Origin of the sequence: Rhizobium zaerense (assembly GCF_051810725.1) — a bacterium.
Taxonomy (GTDB): Bacteria; Pseudomonadota; Alphaproteobacteria; order Rhizobiales; family Rhizobiaceae; genus Rhizobium; species Rhizobium leguminosarum_I.
Genome location: NZ_JBPWQY020000005.1, coordinates 40012 through 57036 on the forward strand (window position 1 = coordinate 40012; position 17025 = coordinate 57036).

Consider the following 17025-nt stretch of genomic DNA (forward strand, 5'->3'; position numbering starts at 1 on the left):
AGCGCCAGGTTAATTGTTGTTGTTGAGCTGCGCCGGCGCCGGATCGGCGCCATTGCTCATGCCTGGCATGGAATGACCCCCATGCTGCATGTCCATTTCAGGCATACCGGGCATGCCAGGCATGTCGTGCTGCATGCCGCCATCGGTGCTCTTGGGCGGCTCAACTTGTGCCGGAACACCCGTTGCCGGCACGGTAGCCCCGTGCTCGACGACACCTCCGCCGGCGTGACGGCCGTCATATCGCAGCTTCTCGCGGTTCTCCGCACTTTCCTTGCCGCCGCCCCCCATCATGTCGATGTGCATCATCTCGTTCATGCACATCTTGCCTGGCGTGGCGCACAGGTTGAGGATGGCGTTGTAAAGGTCGGCATCGGTGCCGGCATAATAACGCACCGGTTCCTTCTCGCTCGGCTTTTCGAGCTTCAGATAGGCGTCGCGGTTGAGCATGGTGCCCTGCTGCTTGACCTGCGCCACCCATTGGTCAAATCCCTCTTGGGTGAGACCGTGGAACTTGAAGCGCATGTGCGAGAAGCCGGCGCCGCTGTAATTGGCGGAGAAGCCCTCGTATTCGCCTTCCCTGTTGATGACGGCGTGCAGCTTTGTCTCCATGCCCGGCATGGCATAGATCTGGCCGGCAAGGGCGGGGATATAGAAGGAGTTCATCACCGAGGAGGCGGTGATCTTGAAATTGATCGGCCTGTCGACTGGGGCAGCGAGTTCGTTGACGGTGGCAATACCGAGCTCGGGATAGAAGAACAACCACTTCCAGTCGAGCGCCACGACCTCGACGTTCAACGGCTTGGTATCGGCCGGAATGGCCCGCTCCGCATCGAGGCGGTCAAGCGGACGGTAGGGATCGAGCTTATGGGTGGAAATCCAGGTCACGGCGCCGAGCGCGATGATGATTGCCAGCGGTGCTGCCCAGATCACGATTTCGAGACGGGTCGAATGGTGCCATTCCGGCGCGTAGGTTGCCGCCGTATTGGAGCGGCGATAGCGCCAGGCGAAGAACAGCGTCAGGAAAATCACCGGTATGATGATCAAAAGCATCAGTACCGTCGAGATGACGATGAGATCGCGCTGTTGCGTGGCGATGTCGCCGGAAGGCGCCATGACCACCATGTTGCATCCTGCCAGGAAAAGCAGCGGCAAGACGGATAGAAGGCGGGAAAACTTCATGAGTTTTAGCACGTCTCTAAGCTCTTGTTGTTTCGTTCGTTCGCGACTAACGCACTGGACGCGATAGCGACATGAGGTGTTTGGTCGCAGCGCAGCAATCATGCCGCACTGCGGCAAGAATCATGTCGCACGACAGCTTTGAAATCCTGATGAACTCAAGAAGGATTCTTCCGCCAGCGCATGTTTCCAAGCAATATATCCGCCAGAACCGGGCAGGCCAGCATCCCGTCGGAAAATCGCGGTCCGGATCACGCTGTTTTTTCCGTTCACGCCTCATTTTGAGCCGCGATGATGAACTATTTACGTCTTACGGACTTGATAAGCCTGCAGGTTTGATCAAGATCAGGTTGAGGCGCCTTGGCGAAAGCGCTTCAACGAGAGAGGCGTTTCATGGCTACAACATCGCATTACGGACCGTCATCGTCGTCGCTGGAACGCGACGCGCGGCGCATTCACGACGACAAGCCGGTTTCGCCGGGCAGTATCGCCATCGGCGTGGTGATCGGCCGCATGTCGGAATTCTTCGATTTCTTCGTCTACGGTCTCGCCTCGGTCCTGGTCTTTCCGCAGCTGATCTTCCCTTTCGCGCCGGACAGGCTGACGGGAACGCTTTATTCCTTCGCCATCTTCTCGCTGGCCTTCCTGGCCCGCCCGGTCGGCTCCGTCGTCTTCATGACGATCGACCGGCTGTATGGCCGCGGCACCAAGCTGACGATCGCGCTCTTCCTGCTCGGCGGCTCCACGGCCTCGATCGCCTTCCTGCCGGGTTACGACGAGATCGGCGTCTGGTCGATCGCGTTGCTGGCGCTCTTCCGTCTCGGCCAGGGCTTCGCGCTCGGCGGCGCCTGGGACGGCCTTGCCTCGCTGCTCGCGCTCAATGCGCCGGCCAACCACCGTGGCTGGTATGCGATGATCCCGCAGCTCGGCGCGCCGATCGGCTTTGCGCTGGCGAGTACCCTGTTCGGTTATTTCGTCGCCAATCTTTCCAGTGAGGATTTCCTCTCCTGGGGCTGGCGTTATCCCTTCTTCGTCGCCTTCGCGATCAACGTCGTGGCGCTGTTTGCGCGTTTGCGCCTGGTCATGACCAAGGAATTCGGCACGCTGCTGGAACAGCACGAGCTTGAAGCCGCCCCCATCCTCGACGTGCTGCGCGTCCATGGCCGTGACATCCTGATCGGCGCCTTCGTGCCGCTGGCAAGTTTTGCCATGTTCCACCTGGTCACCATTTTCCCGCTCGGCTGGATGAGCCTTTACGGCAACCAGCCGATCGGCGCCTTCATGGTGGTGCAGGTGGTCGGCGCCATGGTCGGCATTGTCACCATCATCGCGTCGGGCTTGATTGCCGACCGTATCGGCCGGCGCGCCCAGCTTGCCATCTGCGCCGTCATCATCGCTATCTTCAGCTTCGTCGGGCCGATCCTGATCGCGTCCGGCAACAGTGGTCATGACGCTTTCGTCATCATCGGCTTCGGCGTCCTCGGCCTTTCCTTCGGCCAGGCGACGGGCTCGATCTCGTCGCGCTTCGGCCGCGGTTATCGCTATACGGGCGCCGCCTTCACCTCGGATCTGGCCTGGTTGATCGGCGCGGGTTTTGCGCCGCTGGTGGCGCTCAGCCTGTCGAGCCGCTTCGGGCTGACTTTCGTCGGCTACTACCTGCTGTCCGGCGCCATCTGCACGCTTGCGGCCCTCGCCTTCAGCAGGGCGCTGGAGCAGCGCGAATAGGTGGACTTGAACGCATGGGGCCAGCATGGGAAACCATGCAGGCTTTCGTCTTCGGGCAGCGCAATTTCAATTATTGAATGCATTGCAATCTATAATTAAATGCATATTCTTGTCGGCCTGAACGAGGATAGGCCATGACCGCGGAAACTATCGATCATTCGACCCTTTCCCGCCTTGTCGAAGCAGGGGCGGTCGAGGTGGCTCATGTTGTCGGCAAGACCGGTGGCTGGTCCGTCGTCATCCGCTATGGCAAGGTCGAGCGCCCGCTCGCCGCCCAACGCAGCCGGCAGGTGCGCGTGTTCAAGCGCATGGATAGCTTGGTGTCTTATCTCAAGGATGTCGGCATCTCGCAGTTCGATGTCGATGCGGCCGATTACGCTCCGGGGACGGCATCGCGGCCGGATCGGGCCGCAGCTCTGCGTCGCACTCATGAGGCGGCGGAATACGACAAGTGGTTCCGTGAACAGGTCGAGGAAGCGATCCGGGAGGCCGATGATCCGAACGCGGTCTGGATCAGCGCGCAGGACGCCGAAGAGCGAATGGACAAGCTTCGGGCCGAACTGCTCGCGCAGCTGGAATCCGGAGATAAGGCTTCTTGATCGTCAAATGGCTGCAACAGGCTCTCCTGGATCGGGAAGGCCAGATCCGGCACGTCTTCGCTCAAAATCCAAAGGCTGCAATCGCATTGGATGATGTTATCCGACATCAGGCCAAAATGCTCGCCGATCACCCCGAAGCAGGACGCGGCGGCCGTCTTGACGGAACCCGGGAATTGGTCATTCCGCGTACCACATTTCTGCTGATCTATCGCATCGACAGAAAAGCACAGAGGGTGGAAATACTGCGCCTTCTACATGGCGCGCAGCAATGGCCGCCGAAACGCTGAATGCGTTTTACTGCGCCATCTGCGGCTGTTTCGCCGCCCGAGCCGCGGTCAGTTCCGCGGTGGTATGGTTCAGGCGGTCGGCCAGCACCCGCATGATTTCCACGGCCATCTCCGGGAAATCGCTGAGCAGCTTCAGGAAGTGCTCCTTGCTGATGCGCAACACTTCGAGCGGCGAGGTGGCGCGAACCGTTGCCGTGCGCGAGACATCGCAGAGGATGGCGATTTCGCCGACGATGGAATTGGGTTCGACGTCGGCGACCTTGATCTCGCCCGCTGGCGAGGCGACAACGATATCGGCGGTACCCGAGAGGATGACGTAGGCCGCATCACCGACATCGCCCTGATGAAAGAGGTTCTGCCCGGCTTTGTAGGTCATGCGATCGGAGGTAAAGGCCAAAAGCTTGAGCTTTGCTGGCGCGATCCTTGAAAAGATCGGTACCCTTCGCAGCATTTCGACTTCGTCTCTCAACAGCATGAGCGTTTCAATCCCCTGACGCAGGGTCCATAAGACCAGGCATCTTCAAACTCCGAGGCGCTCCCCATCGGGAACACCCACCATCGCCGCCCCTATAGAATATTACGATAACAGTTCCTTGAACATCCCGTTTTTCTCGGAAAGTTCCGGATAGTTTCCGGCTTCCGCCAATCCCCCGCGGTCGAAGAGCAGAATCCGGTCGAACATTTCTGCCAGCCGGGCATTGGAGAGCACCCAGATGATCGCTGGCCGATGGCCTTCCTCGTGCAGGTTCTCGATGATATTGCGGGTGATCTGATCCTGAACGCGTTGGTCGAGCGCCGACAGTGGCCGGTTGAATATGAAATAGTCCGAGCGCTTCAACAGGGCGCGGGCCAGGTTCAGCTTCTGCCGCTGCACCATGGTCAGTCGCTTGCCGCCGGAGCCGACATCGAATTCGAGGCCGATCGACAGCACGTCGTCATAAAGGTCGAGCGCATCGAAGAGCTCGCCCATGATGCCGCGGATGCGGTCGGAGGCGTCGGCCTGCTGATAGGCGATACGACCGAAGAGCACATTGTCCATCAGGCTAGCCGACGGAGTGAAACGCTCGGCGTCGTAGCGCTCGATCAGCTCAGAGAGATCGGCCGGAATATGTTCGTGGAACTGCTTGCGGGCACTGACGATCTTGTCCATGAGCTCGTTCGTCAGCAAGCCGAAGCGGTGGCGCGGCTCGATATAGGCAAAACTCAGCCGGATGATGGCCGAACGTTCCTCTGGCGTGGCGTCCTCGAAGCGGCGGCTTTGCAGCTTCTGCAGCAGCGCCTGATAGGCCGGGATGTCGTCCGCCGTCATGAAGGTCAGCTGCTGGAAGAAAGGATGGTCCGGCGGCAGGTCGTGGAAGAGTTCCACGGCGTTCTCGGCGATCTCGAGGCCCATGTCGTAGAGATCGGTGCTGAGGCCGGTCTCACGGAAGAGCTGCTGGAAATAGGGATGCGCGGCAAGCCTTCGATTGGTCATCAACGGCCGCTTCATCGTGCCGAAGAGCAGGTTCTCGCCGACCGTCGCCTGGGCGTTATAGGCCTCGAAATCGAAAGGCACGACGATCGTGTCGAGACCCTCGCCGCGCAGCCGGTCGCGCAGCGAGGCGCGCAGCGCCACGACGTGGCCGCCGAGCGCCACATGCACGTCCGTGTTGACGGTCGAGCGCAGCGCCAGATCGAGGATGTCCTGCGAGATCAGGACAGCGTCGAGCACCGGGCGGATCGCTTTCAGCAGATCCTCAGGCCCGCTGGCGCCGGCGGCTTTGTAGTCCACCCAGTCGCTGTTGAGGTCGAGCGTCGGATTGCCGGCCTTCTCCGCTTCGGCGGAATGCCATTTATATTCCAGCGCTTCCCGCTCATCGTAAACGGGATCGGTCATCGGCGCATGTTTCAGGCCGTAGAGCAGATTGCTGGCAAGCGTGCCGTGAAAGAAGAAGGTGTCGGACGAGGCATAGGAGATCCGCCGGCCGGTGATCGATTCCGGCATCTCCAGGAGATCGCGCCCGTCGATGGTGATGCGGCCGGAGTCCGGCCAGACCATGCGTCCGAGCGCTTCGGCGAACGCTTCCGCGCCGCTGCCGTTCGGCCCGACGATCGCCACCGTCTCGTTCGGTTTGATCTCGACGGAGACGTGGTCGACGATACGGGCGCCGCTGTCATCGGAGAGCGTCAGATTGGTGACGACGAACGCGCCCGTCAGCGGGCCGACGGGGGCGGTTGCGAGTTCCTGGATGCGGCTGTCGATCAGCGGCTCGACGTTGAACTGCTCATAGACCTGCTGGTACTTCACCTGCACGTCCTGGCGCATCTGGTCCCAGTCGATCAGTTCCTTCAGCGGGCCGGGCAGGTCCTTATAGGCTGAAATGACGGCGACGAGCTGGCCGATGTCGAGCCTGCCCTGCAGCGCGAGGTAGCCGCCGATCGCGTAAAACAGGAACGGCGTGACCTGGGCCAGGAAATTGTTGATGAACTTCACCAGGAACTTCCACTGATAAAGGTCGTAGCGGATCGAAAAGATCCGGCCGAGCCGCGAGGCGATGTCGGCGCGTTCGAGGTTCGACGTGTCGTTGCCGTGGATCGTGCCGATGCCTTCGACGATTTCGCCGACGCGGCCGGAAAGCTCACGCGCCGTCAGCTGCCGCTGCCGGCCGAGATCCAGCAGGCGCTTGCGCATGCGGGGAATGACGAGCGCCTGCACGCCGACGATGCCCGCCGCGATCATGCCAAGCCAGAAATTCTGCACGATGATGAAGGCGAGCGCCGTGATCGCCTGGCCGCCGAGAAGGGCAGGGGAGACGAAGGCATCACCGGTGAAACCGCCCATCGGCTCCACCTCGTCCTTGATCATGGTGGCGATTTCGGCCGATTTTACCCGCTTGAAATGGATGGGTGGAAACCGCAGCACCCGGTCGATGAGCTCAAAGCGGATACGGCGTAGCATGCGTTCGCCGAGCCGGCCCTTATAGGTGTTGATATAGAACTTGAAGAGCCCGTTCAGCACCACCAGTGCCAGAAACACCATGCTGAGGGCCATCAACATCTGGAATCGGTTGAGCTGCAAGCCTTGAAAGAATTCGACATGTCCGATCAGCGGAATGTCGTAGGCAATATGCATGAAGGTCTGCCTTGCGCCCGGACCTTCGAACCCGTCTCCCTGGATCGGTCCGTTGACGATCTGCTTCGGCAGGTCGAAGGACAGGAAATAGGGCACCATAGAAGCGGCGACGACAGCCAGAATCCACAGCTGCTGCAGCCGCGTGTTCTTCCAGATGTAGCGGGCGAGGCTTTTTTCCATGGCTAACCGTCAGCTTGCTGGGAAATTCCGAGGGCGCGATCCGGGCGCCGGGTCCGGGAGGAATTCTGAGAAGAGGATCATGCAGCCGGACCGCCGATATCGCAATGAAAACAAGGCGAAGCGACCGGCCGCAAAAGTGCCGATTCTCGCCGGAACATTGCTTATACCACAGGAATTTTGGATTGGGCGAGGGATTCGGCAATCATGGAGCGAATGATGAGGGCGGTTTTCTCCGCCCCGTCGAGGTCGAGCAGGACCGATCCCCTTGGCGGTGTGGTGAGCGCCTTTTCGACGGCCTCTTTCAGATGGCCCGAGGTCAGTCCGTTTTCCGGCAGAATATCGGCAAGGCCGAGCGCCTGCAGCCGTTCGGCGCGCACCGTCTGCTCGGTCTCGCCGCCGGCGACGAAGGGGATGAGGATCGCCCGACACTCGGTGCGCAGGAGATCGCCGACCGTGTTGTAGCCTGCTTGCGAGATCGAGACCTTGGCGCCACGCAGCAGCGAGGGAAAATCCTTACGGAAACGCACCAGCGTCACATTCGGGGCCGCGTCTTCAGACAGGGCGGCGAAATCTGCCTCCGGCAGGTTCGGGCCGGCAACCAGCAGCCAGCGAAGATCGGCGGGCAGCAGCGCTGCCGCCTCTTTGGCCGCGCCGATCAGCGCAGCGCCGACCGCGCCGCCGCCCGCCGATGCGATGATGTCGAATGTCTCCGTCGGTACCGGCGCCGACGGGGGTGCGACGAGGCCGGTATAAAGCAGCCTGTCGGCGATCTCGGATGTCAGCGGAAAGGTGTCCTCAAGCTTGACGAAACCGGGATCGCCGTGGACGAGCACGGCATCGAAATGGTCCTTGACCAGCGTGACGGTCTCGGCGTCGCGGCCGGCCTTGCGGTTTTCCTGCAGGATGTCGCGCACTGAGCTCAAGAGTTTCGGCCGGGGTTCGGCCTTGTCGATCGCCTCGAGCAGGGGCAGGAGTTCGAAGCGCATCTGTCGCCGGCCGAAGGGGAAGGCCTCGATGATGACGGCATCGGGCCTTGCGGTATGAAAGGCATCGAGCAGCAGCTGGCAGCGGGCATGGAGGAAATCCTCGCCCGCTGGCCGGCCATCGGCATCGGCGAGGCCGGAGAAACCGGCATTGCTGGCGACGACTGCCGGCAAGGCCACGGTCTTCACGCCTTCACTAGGAAAGCCCGGCACCGGCAGGCCGCCGGTCACGACGGTCACGTCAAAACCGTCCTTGACCAGCGCATTGGCGATCCGGCTCGCGCGGGCTATGTGGCCGATGCCGAGCAGATGCTGGACGTAGAAGAAAATACGCGGTGCCGTCATGACGCCTTCTGCCATTCGGCCTCGAACAGGCCTGTGAGCTGTCGGATGCTGGAGTGGTAGTCGAAATGTTCGCGCACCTGGCCTTCGGCGGCGTCGCCGAGGCGCTTGCGCAGTGCCGGGTCGCGGATCGCAGCCTCCAGCGCGCTGGCAAGCCGCGCCGGGTCCTCGGGCGGCACGACGAGACCGTTTTCACCGTTCTTCAGCAGCTCCGGCACGCCGGATACTTCGGTCGAGAGGCAGACGAGCCGCTGGCTCGAGGCTTCGACCAGGACGTTCGGCAGGCCGTCGCGGTCGCCGTTGGCAGCGATGCGGCAGGCAAGCGCGAAGAGGTCGGCGCGGCGGTAATGATCGAGCACGTCTTCCTGCGCCATGGCGCCCTTCCAGATGATGCGGCCGGAGATGCCGAGTTCGCTGGCCATCGCCTTCAGTTTCGCAAGCTCCTCGCCGCCGCCGATATGGTCCATGCGCCAGTGAAGGTCGGCAGGCAGCAGCGCCAGCGCGCGCAGCAACACGTCGTAGCCCTTCTTCTCGACGGCACGGCCGACGCTGAGGATGAAGGCCGGATCGCCGGGGTCGCTGCCGGTGCGGTTCGAACGCTCGCCGGCAAAATGGCCGAAACGGGCGAGATCGAGACCGTGATAACTCAGATGCACAGCATCCTCTCGGTCGGTCAACGCCCGCATGTGTTCGTAGCCCGTCCTGGTGCAGGTGACCGCCCAGCGGGCGCTGCCGAGTTTTTCCTGCAGCTCCCAGTCGGGTGACGTCCAGATGTCCTTGGCGTGCGCCGAACAGGTCCAGGGCGTTTCCGTGAGGATGCTCGCATATTCCGTCACCGAGGCCGGCGTGTGGATGAAATGGGCATGCAGCCATTCGCCCTCATCCGGCCATTCACGCCCAAGCACCAGCGCCTGGCCGAGACGGCGGAAGCGATTGCGAGAGATATCGCGCTTGAGGTCGGCGAGGAAGCGTTTCATCAGCGGCTTGAAGCCGGGCTTGGAGAAACCGGCGATGAGGCCTTTCAACACGCGGATCGGCTCCTCGTGCAGATATTCCGGCAGATAGACGACGCGCGCCCTGATCTCGTCATGCACGGGATGGCGCTTCTTGTCGGTCGGCCGGCGCATCGAAATCAGCGTCAGGTCGAAGCCGGCCTTTTCGAGGCCGAGCAACTCCTGGGCGATGAAGGTTTCCGAAAGGCGGGGATAGCCTTTCAGCACGACGAGGATCTTGCGGCGTGGCGGCAATGCTTTGCCCTATTCCGCGCCGACGAGGGAAAGGTGGCTGCCGCGGCCGTCGATCCACCGGCCGACGGTCTGCGAGATATGGTCCAGCCCTTCAAGACGCATGTTGCCGCCGCTCTTTGACGGCGGCTGGCGGAAGGGCAGACGCTTCAGCGCTTCCGCCATGATTGTGGGGTCGACCGACTGTTCCGGCAGCAGCATGTCGACGAGGCCGAGCTCGCTTGCCCGCTTCGCGCGCAGCAGCTGTTCCTCGCGTGGTTTGACACGCGGCACGATGAGGGCCGGTTTGTCGAAGGAGAGGATCTCGCAATAGGTGTTGTAGCCGCCCATGGCAACGACGCCGGTGGCGCTGTCGATCAGCTCTTCCATGTGATTGTCGAACTCGATCACCTCGATATAGGGAATGGCTTCCCCCTTCTGCACCAGCTTGGCGCGCTCGGCGGCCGGCATATAGGGGCCGAGCACGACGAGCGCCTTCTGCGTCAAGGTCGGGTCCGCCTCGTAGGCGTTCATGACGTCGTGGACGAGATCGGAGCCGTCGCCGCCGCCGCCTGTGGTGACGAGGATGTAATTGTCCTTGCGGGCGTTGATCGAGGTCTTGCCCCTGGAGACGCTGCGCTGCAGGAAGCCGACGAAATCCATCTTCCGGCGCAGGCTTGCCGGCACGTCGAGGCCGATCAGCGGATCGTAAAAGTCAGGTGGGCCGTAGACCCAGACGCTATCGTAATATTGGTCGATCTTCTGCATGATGCTGTTCTTCTTCCACTCGGCCTCGAGCAGATGCGGCGCGTCCATGATCTCGCGAAGCCCCAGCACCAGAACGGTGCCGCGGGCCTTGAGATAGGCGAGCGTATCTTCGACTTCGCCCTTCAGTCCCATCGGTTCCTTGTCGACGATGAAGATATCGGGCTGGAAGGTCTCGGCCGTGTGGCGAATGCTCGATTCGCGCATCTTCAGCGTCTCGTGCAGGTCGATATGGCTGGCGAGCGACGTATATTCGCCGTTGCGCAGCTTGATGACGCTCGGGATCTTCACGAAGTCGACGCGGGCTCGGTAGTCGAAAGCGCCGGCGATCGTGGCACCCGAAATGATCAGAATGTTCAGGCCGCGATAATCCTCGACCAGCGCATGGGCGATGGCGCGACAGCGCCTGAGATGGCCGAGACCGAAGGTGTCGTGGCTGTACATGAGGATGCGCGCATCTTCGAGACGTCTGGACATGGGCATCCCTTCTGGGGTGAGCAACATACTTAGTACCCCCACCGTCCGGAGGGCAAGAGGTGGGGGCGGTGCCGAGATGCGCCGCTGCGTTTCCTGCTATTTGTAGGGATCTGCCGCATCACGCAAGCCGTCTCCCAGAAAGTTGAACGCCAAAATGACAAGAACAACAGGAATGATCGGATAGAGCAGCCACGGGTAGAAGGCGATGACGCTGACGCTTTTTGCCTCGGTCAGCAGAATGCCCCAGCTGGTGATCGGCGGACGAAGGCCGAGGCCGAGGAAGGAGAGCGCGGTCTCTCCAAGGATCATGCCGGGGATTGAAATCGTCGCCGAAGCAATGAGATGCGACATGAAGCCCGGCACCAGATGCCGGCCGATGATGCGCGGCGTGCTGGCGCCCATCAGCTGTGCGGCCTGGACATAATCCTCCTCGCGCAGCGCCAAGAGCTTGGAGCGTACGGCGCGCGCCAGCCCCGTCCAGTCGATGATGCCGAGGATGACGGTGATGCCGAAATAGATGACGATCGGGCTCCACGTCACCGGCATGATGGCGGCCAGCGCCATCCACAGCGGCAGGCTCGGCAGCGATTGCAACACTTCGATCAGGCGCTGGACGATGAGATCGAAAAAGCCGCCGCGATAACCGGCAAGGCCGCCGATCACGATGCCGAGCACGAAGCTGATCGAAATGCCGATCAGACCGATGGTCAGCGATATCCGCGCGCCGTAGAGGATGCGCGACAGCACGTCGCGGCCGAGCCGGTCGGTGCCGAGCAGGAACATCTGGCCGCCGATCGCCGGGCAGACGAGGTGATAGTTCGAGGCGACAGCGCCCCAGAATTTATAGGCGTCGCCGCGGCAGAAGAAACGGATCGGCTGCACGTCATTCGTCTTGTCGGTATAGACGCGGTGCAGCGTGTCGATATCGAGCGTCATGCTGCGGCCGTAGACGAAGGGACCGACGAAGCTGCCCTTGTCGAAAAAGTGGATGGTTTGCGGCGGCGCGTGGATGAAATCGACATTGCGTGTGTGCAGGCCATAGGGTGCGAGGAACTCGACAATCAGGATCATCAGGTAGACGGCGGCGAGAAAGATGCCGGAGATCAAGGCCAGCTTGTGCTGCTTGAACTTCCACCACATCAGCTGCTTCTGCGAGGCGAGATGGATGCGCGATTGCGCCGAAGTCATGCTTTCGGTCGCAAGCGGATCGAAAGGCGCGGTCGAGACGTAATGCGGCAGCGGCGCGCCGGGTGCGGGAAGGGGCGACATTATTTGGTGCTCCTGCCTTGCAGACGGATACGGGGATCGAGGAAGCCGAGCGCGATGTCCGAGATCAGCACGCCGATGACGTTGAGGAAGGCCAGGAACATCAGGAAGGAGCCGGCAAGGTACATGTCCTGGCTCTGTAGCGCCTTGATGAGCATCGGACCCGTCGTCTCCAGCGACAGCACGATCGCGACGATCTCGGCGCCCGAGATGATCGACGGCAGGATCGAGCCGATATCGGCGACGAAGAAGTTGAGCGCCATGCGCAGCGGGTATTTGATGAGCGCCTTCAGCGGCGGCAGGCCCTTGGCGCGCGCGGTGACGACATACTGCTTCTGCATCTCGTCGAGCAGGTTGGCGCGCAGCCTGCGGATCATGCCGGCCGTGCCGGCCGTGCCGACGATGATGACGGGGATCCAGAGATGGGCGAGGATCGACTGCGCCTTCGCCCAACTCATCGGCGCCGAGATATATTGCTGGTCCATCAGATGGCCGATCGAGATGCCGAACCAGATATTGGCGAAATACATCAGGATCAGCGCCAGCATGAAGTTCGGAATGGCGATGCCCATCAGACCGAGGAACGTCAGCCCGTAATCACCCCAGCTGTACTGGTGCGTGGCCGAATAGATGCCGATTGGAAAGGCGATCAGCCAGGTGAGCAGGATCGTCGTGAAGGAGACGAGGATCGTCAGCCATAGACGATCGCCGACCACGTCGGAGACCGGCAGCTGGTATTCGAAGGAATAGCCGAAATCGCCGTGCAGCATGCCGCCGACCCAGTAGAAATACCGCACGATCTCCGGCTTATCGAAGCCGTATTGCTGGCGCAACTCCTCGATTTCCTGGAGGTTGGCGGTTTCGCCAGAGGCGCGCAGTTCGGCGATCTGGCTCTCGAAGAAGTCGCCCGGCGGCAGCTCGATGATGGTGAAGACCAGTGCCGAAATGACGAAGAGCGTCGGCACCATGGCGGCGATCCGCCAAAGTATATATCTGAACACGCCTCAGGCCTCCTTGTACCAGAATGCATCCGGCATATAGACGCCGAGATAGGAGGTGGGATCGAAGCCGTAGAGCGCTTTCTCCGGCAGGTTCTGCAGCTTGGCGGCGCGAAGGATCGGCTGCAGCGTGCTGTTGATGAGGCCGATCGAGAACACCTGCTGTGTATAGAGCGACAGCATCTTGTGCCAGATCACCTGGCGCTCCTCGAATTTCGCCGTCGAGCCCCATTGGCCAAGCAGGTCGACCAGTTCGGCCGCCTCCGGCAGGTCGGGTGCGACGCCCTCCTGGCCGGCGGAGAGGTAATGCATGCCCCAGAGCGGCCATTGCAGCTGATCGTCGAGTGTCGGCGCAAGGCCTGCGGGCGACATGTCGGCTGTTGGCACGCCATTGTCGAGGCCGTACCAGATCGACATCATGATCGAACCGCTCATGGCCCGGTTGCGGAAGACGTCGCGCTGCGAGGTGCGAGTATAGAGCGCAAGGCCGATATTGGCCCAGTGGTCATGCACCAGCTCCAGCACGTCGGTATCGAGATTGCTCTCGCCGGCGGTCTCGACGGTGATCTCGGCGCGCCGCCCGTCGGGCAGCAGCCGGATGCCGTCGTCGTCGCGTTTGGTCAAGCCGAGCTCGTCGAGCAGGCGGTTGGCCTCGTCGGGATCGAACTTCACGAAGGCGTCGGCATATTCCTGCTTGAAGAGCGGGCTGTCGGGCAGGACCGTATCGGCGCTTGGCGTGCCAAGGCCGTAGAAGGCCACCATGTTGACCTCGTGCCGGTCGATCGCCAGCGACAGCGCCCGGCGCAGGCGCACGTCGCGGAAGAGGCCGCGCCACACCTCGTCGGCGCAGTTGAGGTTCGGCAGCAGCGTGATGCGCGAGCCGCGCGCGAGCTTCCAGAGATTGACCTTCACCGGGAAGCGCTTTTCGGCCTCCTTCAGGAAGGTGTAGTCGTTGAAATCGATGCCGGTCACCTGCAGGTCGGCTTCGCCTGCACCCGCCTTGGCGGCGATGATCGACGAGGAGGAGACGTTGAGGATGAAACGGTCGAGATAGGGAAGCTGCCTGCCGGTCTCGTCGACGCGGTGGAAGAACGGGTTGCGCTCGAAGACGAACTGCTCGGACGGCAGCGGCGTCGTATTGCGCCAGGGATCGAGCGTCGGCAGGTTCGGATTTTCCGGACGATAGGAACGCGCCATCTTGATGTGCAGATCCTGCCATTTCTTGACGCGGTAGGTCTTCATCAGCTCGTCCATCTTCGCCTGGTCCGGCTGGAATTTCTTGTGGAACTGCTTGAGATAATGACCAGGGCCGAAGATGACGAGCGGCTGCGGGCCTGCCAATGTCGGCAGGAACATCGGGTTGGGTTTTTCCCAGGTGTAGCGCACGGTCAGCGCATCGAGCATCTCGAAGCGCGGCAGGCTTCCATGCGGACGAAGTTCCAGCGCGCCGCCGCCGGGTGTCAACTTGTCGTTCAGGATGACGTCTTCCCACCAGTAGCGGAAATCGTCGGCCGTGAACGGCTGGCCGTCGGACCATTTATGGCCTTCGCGCAGCGTGAAGGTGAAGACCGTGTCGTCCTCGGACTGGAAACCGGCCAGGATATCCGGCTGGAACTGCAGGTGCTTGTTGTAGCCGACCAGCCGGGCATAGCCGTAGATCGTCATGAAGCGGATATCGCGCTGGCCGCCGATAATGGTGCGCACCGTGCCGCCGTAGGCACCCGGTTCCAGCCCCAATTCCTTCAGGTTGACGATGCGCGGGCGGGCGGGAATGCGCTCGGCCATCGGCGGCAGGCTGCCTGATGTCAGCCGCTCCTTCAGGAATTCCGGTTCGGCGGCTTGTTGCGCCCTCACCACCGCGGGCGCGATCGCCGCGCCGACGAGGCCGCCCAGGAATATGCGACGCGTCACCATCAACGCAACTCCTTGGCATCGGCGCCCTTGCGGGCGCGCACCAGATGGCCGTCGCCGAGGTCGGCATAGGCGAGTTCGGAAGCGTCGTCGTGCTCGGCGGTGAAGGTCACGCCCCAGTTCTGCTTGTCGGCGGCGCCGTTTTCCCTGAGCGCCTTGAAATCGAGCGGCCGGTCGAGATCGGGGAAGGGGACGGCGGCGAGCAGCGATTTCGTATAGGGATGCACCGGATCGCGCAGGATGATCTCGCGCGGCGCGATCTCGACGATGCGGCCCTTGCACATCACCGCGATACGGTCGGCCATGTAATCGACGACGGCGAGATTGTGCGAAATGAAGAGATAGGTAAGTCCCAGCTCCTTCTGCAGGTCCTTCAACAGGTTGAGGATCTGCGCCTGCACGGAAACGTCGAGAGCCGAGACCGGCTCGTCGAGGATGACGAGCTTCGGCCCGAGCGCGAGTGCGCGCGCAATACCGATGCGCTGGCGCTGGCCGCCCGAAAAACTGTGCGGGTAACGGCTGAGATAACGCTTGTCGAGGCCGATTGCCGCCATCAATCCCTCGACCTTGCGCTTGCGCTCGTTACTGTCGCCGCGGTCATGGATCTCGAGCGGTTCGCTCAGGATGTTGCGCACCGTCATGCGCGGCGAAAGCGAGGAGACCGGATCCTGGAACACCATCTGGATCTTGGTCCGCATGTCCTGCAGTTCGGCGCCTTTGACGGAGAGGACGTCGACGACCTCCTTGCCGTCGTTGAATACCACCGCGCCGCTGTCCGGCGTGATGGCGCGCATCAGGATCTTGCTGAGTGTCGTCTTGCCGCAGCCGGATTCCCCGACCAGGCCAAGACATTCGCCGCGGCGGACGTCGAAGCTGACGTCGTCGACGGCGCGCAGGACGGTGGCTTCGTGCTTGCCGAAGAAACTGCGCTTGCGCGCCTTGTAGGTCTTCGACAGATTGGCAACGGACAGCAGGGTGCCCGGCGCCTCTGCCTGGAGCGGCTTCTTCTTGCCGACGAGGGACTCGAGATTGACCGTTACCTCGCGCAGCGCTTTCAGCCGCTCGCCGGGTTTCATGTCGAAATGCGGAACGGCGGCCATCAGACCTTTGAGATAAGGATGCTGCGGATTGCGGAAGATCGCCTCGACGGGTCCTGCTTCCATGATCTCGCCGTGATAGATGACGACCACCTCGTCGGCCATATTGGCGACGATGCCGAGATCGTGGGTGATGAGCAGCATCGCCATGCCGAGCTTGGCCTGCAACTCGCGGAGCAGTTCCAGGATCTGCGCCTGGATCGTCACGTCGAGCGCCGTCGTCGGCTCGTCGGCGATCAAGAGAGCCGGCTTGCAGATCAGCGCCATGGCGATCATCGCGCGCTGGCGCATGCCGCCGGACAGTTCGAACGGATACATGTCGTAAGTGCGATGCGGGTTGGAAAAGCCGACCAGGCCGAGCATCTCCTCGGTCCTTTCACGGGCTTCCTGCTTGTCGGCCTCGGTATGGATCAGCAGCACTTCACTGATCTGATTGCCGATCGTATGCAGCGGCGAGAGCGAGGTCATCGGCTCCTGGAAGATCGTCGCCATGCGCCGGCCGCGCAGGTCGCGCATTTCCTCGCTGTCGCGCGGAAAGGATAGGATATCGGTCGTGCTGCCGTCGAGCGGATCGGTGAAGAGGATGCGGCCGGAGGCCTTGGCCGGATTGGGCAATATGCCCATCACCGACTGGCTGATCACCGATTTGCCGGAGCCGGATTCACCGACGAGGGCGGTGACCTTGCCCGGAAGGATGCGAAGATTGGCTTCTTTTACGACGCGTAACCGGTCACCGAAAACCGAGAAGGAGACGTCGAGATTTTCAATACGCAACAGATCGGCTGCAGACGCCATACCAATGAAATTCCCCAGTCTTCTATGTTCCCGTTAAGGCACACTATCGTACCGCAAACGGGGTGTCTAGCTGATGACAATCATAGAAA

At 61.9% G+C, this 17025-nt stretch carries 13 protein-coding genes; 3 read left to right on the forward strand and 10 right to left on the reverse strand.

Annotated features, from left to right (window positions below; translation table 11 throughout):
- Positions 1-9: 9 nt before the first annotated feature.
- Entirely contained in the window at positions 10-1191 is a 1182-nt protein-coding gene (gene cyoA, locus ACS4RR_RS31050) for a ubiquinol oxidase subunit II (RefSeq protein ID WP_456190669.1), read from the reverse strand.
- A 378-nt stretch (positions 1192-1569) separates the two neighbouring features.
- On the opposite strand from cyoA, the gene ACS4RR_RS31055 reads away from it, so the two are divergent.
- The 3 genes from ACS4RR_RS31055 (at position 1570) to ACS4RR_RS31065 (ending at position 3787) form a co-directional block, all read left to right on the forward strand.
- Positions 1570-2901: an MFS transporter gene (locus ACS4RR_RS31055; RefSeq protein ID WP_170262620.1), complete on the forward strand. Its 1332-nt coding sequence runs from the start codon at positions 1570-1572 to the stop codon at positions 2899-2901.
- Between the two features lie 134 nt (positions 2902-3035).
- Positions 3036-3500, forward strand: coding sequence for a ParC-related protein (locus ACS4RR_RS31060; RefSeq protein WP_260111930.1), 465 nt, complete (start codon positions 3036-3038; stop codon positions 3498-3500).
- Complete coding sequence (locus ACS4RR_RS31065; RefSeq protein WP_064246775.1) at positions 3497-3787, forward strand: type II toxin-antitoxin system RelE/ParE family toxin; 291 nt, start codon at positions 3497-3499, stop codon at positions 3785-3787. Before ACS4RR_RS31060 ends, ACS4RR_RS31065 begins: the two co-directional genes overlap by 4 nt.
- A 7-nt stretch (positions 3788-3794) precedes the next feature.
- Here the strand turns inward: ACS4RR_RS31065 and ACS4RR_RS31070 are convergent, their stop codons facing one another.
- The 9 genes from ACS4RR_RS31070 to ACS4RR_RS31110 form a co-directional block, all read right to left on the reverse strand.
- Complete coding sequence (locus tag ACS4RR_RS31070; RefSeq protein ID WP_017968198.1) at positions 3795-4262, reverse strand: cyclic nucleotide-binding domain-containing protein; 468 nt, start codon at positions 4260-4262, stop codon at positions 3795-3797.
- A gap of 102 nt (positions 4263-4364) precedes the next feature.
- Positions 4365-7079, reverse strand: a complete 2715-nt coding sequence (locus ACS4RR_RS31075) for an ABC transporter ATP-binding protein (RefSeq protein WP_222295339.1) — start codon at positions 7077-7079, stop codon at positions 4365-4367.
- Between the two features lie 161 nt (positions 7080-7240).
- Complete coding sequence (locus tag ACS4RR_RS31080) at positions 7241-8407, reverse strand: glycosyltransferase family protein (protein ID WP_456190670.1); 1167 nt, start codon at positions 8405-8407, stop codon at positions 7241-7243.
- Complete coding sequence (locus ACS4RR_RS31085; RefSeq protein WP_260111932.1) at positions 8404-9651, reverse strand: glycosyltransferase family 4 protein; 1248 nt, start codon at positions 9649-9651, stop codon at positions 8404-8406. Before ACS4RR_RS31085 ends, ACS4RR_RS31080 begins: the two co-directional genes overlap by 4 nt.
- A 9-nt stretch (positions 9652-9660) precedes the next feature.
- Entirely contained in the window at positions 9661-10869 is a 1209-nt protein-coding gene (locus ACS4RR_RS31090) for a glycosyltransferase family protein (protein WP_162115187.1), read from the reverse strand.
- A 96-nt stretch (positions 10870-10965) separates the two neighbouring features.
- The gene (locus ACS4RR_RS31095; protein WP_162115188.1) at positions 10966-12138 is read right to left on the reverse strand and encodes an ABC transporter permease; all 1173 of its coding nucleotides are present in this window, start codon (positions 12136-12138) and stop codon (positions 10966-10968) included.
- Positions 12138-13136: an ABC transporter permease gene (locus tag ACS4RR_RS31100; protein WP_017968204.1), complete on the reverse strand. Its 999-nt coding sequence runs from the start codon at positions 13134-13136 to the stop codon at positions 12138-12140. Before ACS4RR_RS31100 ends, ACS4RR_RS31095 begins: the two co-directional genes overlap by 1 nt.
- Before the next feature lie 3 nt (positions 13137-13139).
- Complete coding sequence (locus ACS4RR_RS31105) at positions 13140-15047, reverse strand: ABC transporter substrate-binding protein (protein WP_170262614.1); 1908 nt, start codon at positions 15045-15047, stop codon at positions 13140-13142.
- Positions 15047-16936 carry an ABC transporter ATP-binding protein gene (locus ACS4RR_RS31110; RefSeq protein WP_260111933.1) on the reverse strand — a complete coding sequence of 630 codons (1890 nt, stop codon included), beginning with the start codon at positions 16934-16936 and terminating at the stop codon, positions 15047-15049. Before ACS4RR_RS31110 ends, ACS4RR_RS31105 begins: the two co-directional genes overlap by 1 nt.
- Positions 16937-17025: the final 89 nt, after the last annotated feature.

Coding starts and splice junctions, on each gene's coding strand:
- ACS4RR_RS31080 (WP_456190670.1), bottom strand. CDS start 8,407: ATGACGGCACCGCGTATTTTCTTCTACGTCCAGCATCTGCTCGGCATC.
- ACS4RR_RS31060 (WP_260111930.1), top strand. CDS start 3,036: ATGACCGCGGAAACTATCGATCATTCGACCCTTTCCCGCCTTGTCGAA.
- ACS4RR_RS31090 (WP_162115187.1), bottom strand. CDS start 10,869: ATGTCCAGACGTCTCGAAGATGCGCGCATCCTCATGTACAGCCACGAC.
- ACS4RR_RS31095 (WP_162115188.1), bottom strand. CDS start 12,138: ATGTCGCCCCTTCCCGCACCCGGCGCGCCGCTGCCGCATTACGTCTCG.
- ACS4RR_RS31075 (WP_222295339.1), bottom strand. CDS start 7,079: ATGGAAAAAAGCCTCGCCCGCTACATCTGGAAGAACACGCGGCTGCAG.
- ACS4RR_RS31055 (WP_170262620.1), top strand. CDS start 1,570: ATGGCTACAACATCGCATTACGGACCGTCATCGTCGTCGCTGGAACGC.
- ACS4RR_RS31105 (WP_170262614.1), bottom strand. CDS start 15,047: ATGGTGACGCGTCGCATATTCCTGGGCGGCCTCGTCGGCGCGGCGATC.
- ACS4RR_RS31110 (WP_260111933.1), bottom strand. CDS start 16,936: ATGGCGTCTGCAGCCGATCTGTTGCGTATTGAAAATCTCGACGTCTCC.
- ACS4RR_RS31070 (WP_017968198.1), bottom strand. CDS start 4,262: ATGCTGTTGAGAGACGAAGTCGAAATGCTGCGAAGGGTACCGATCTTT.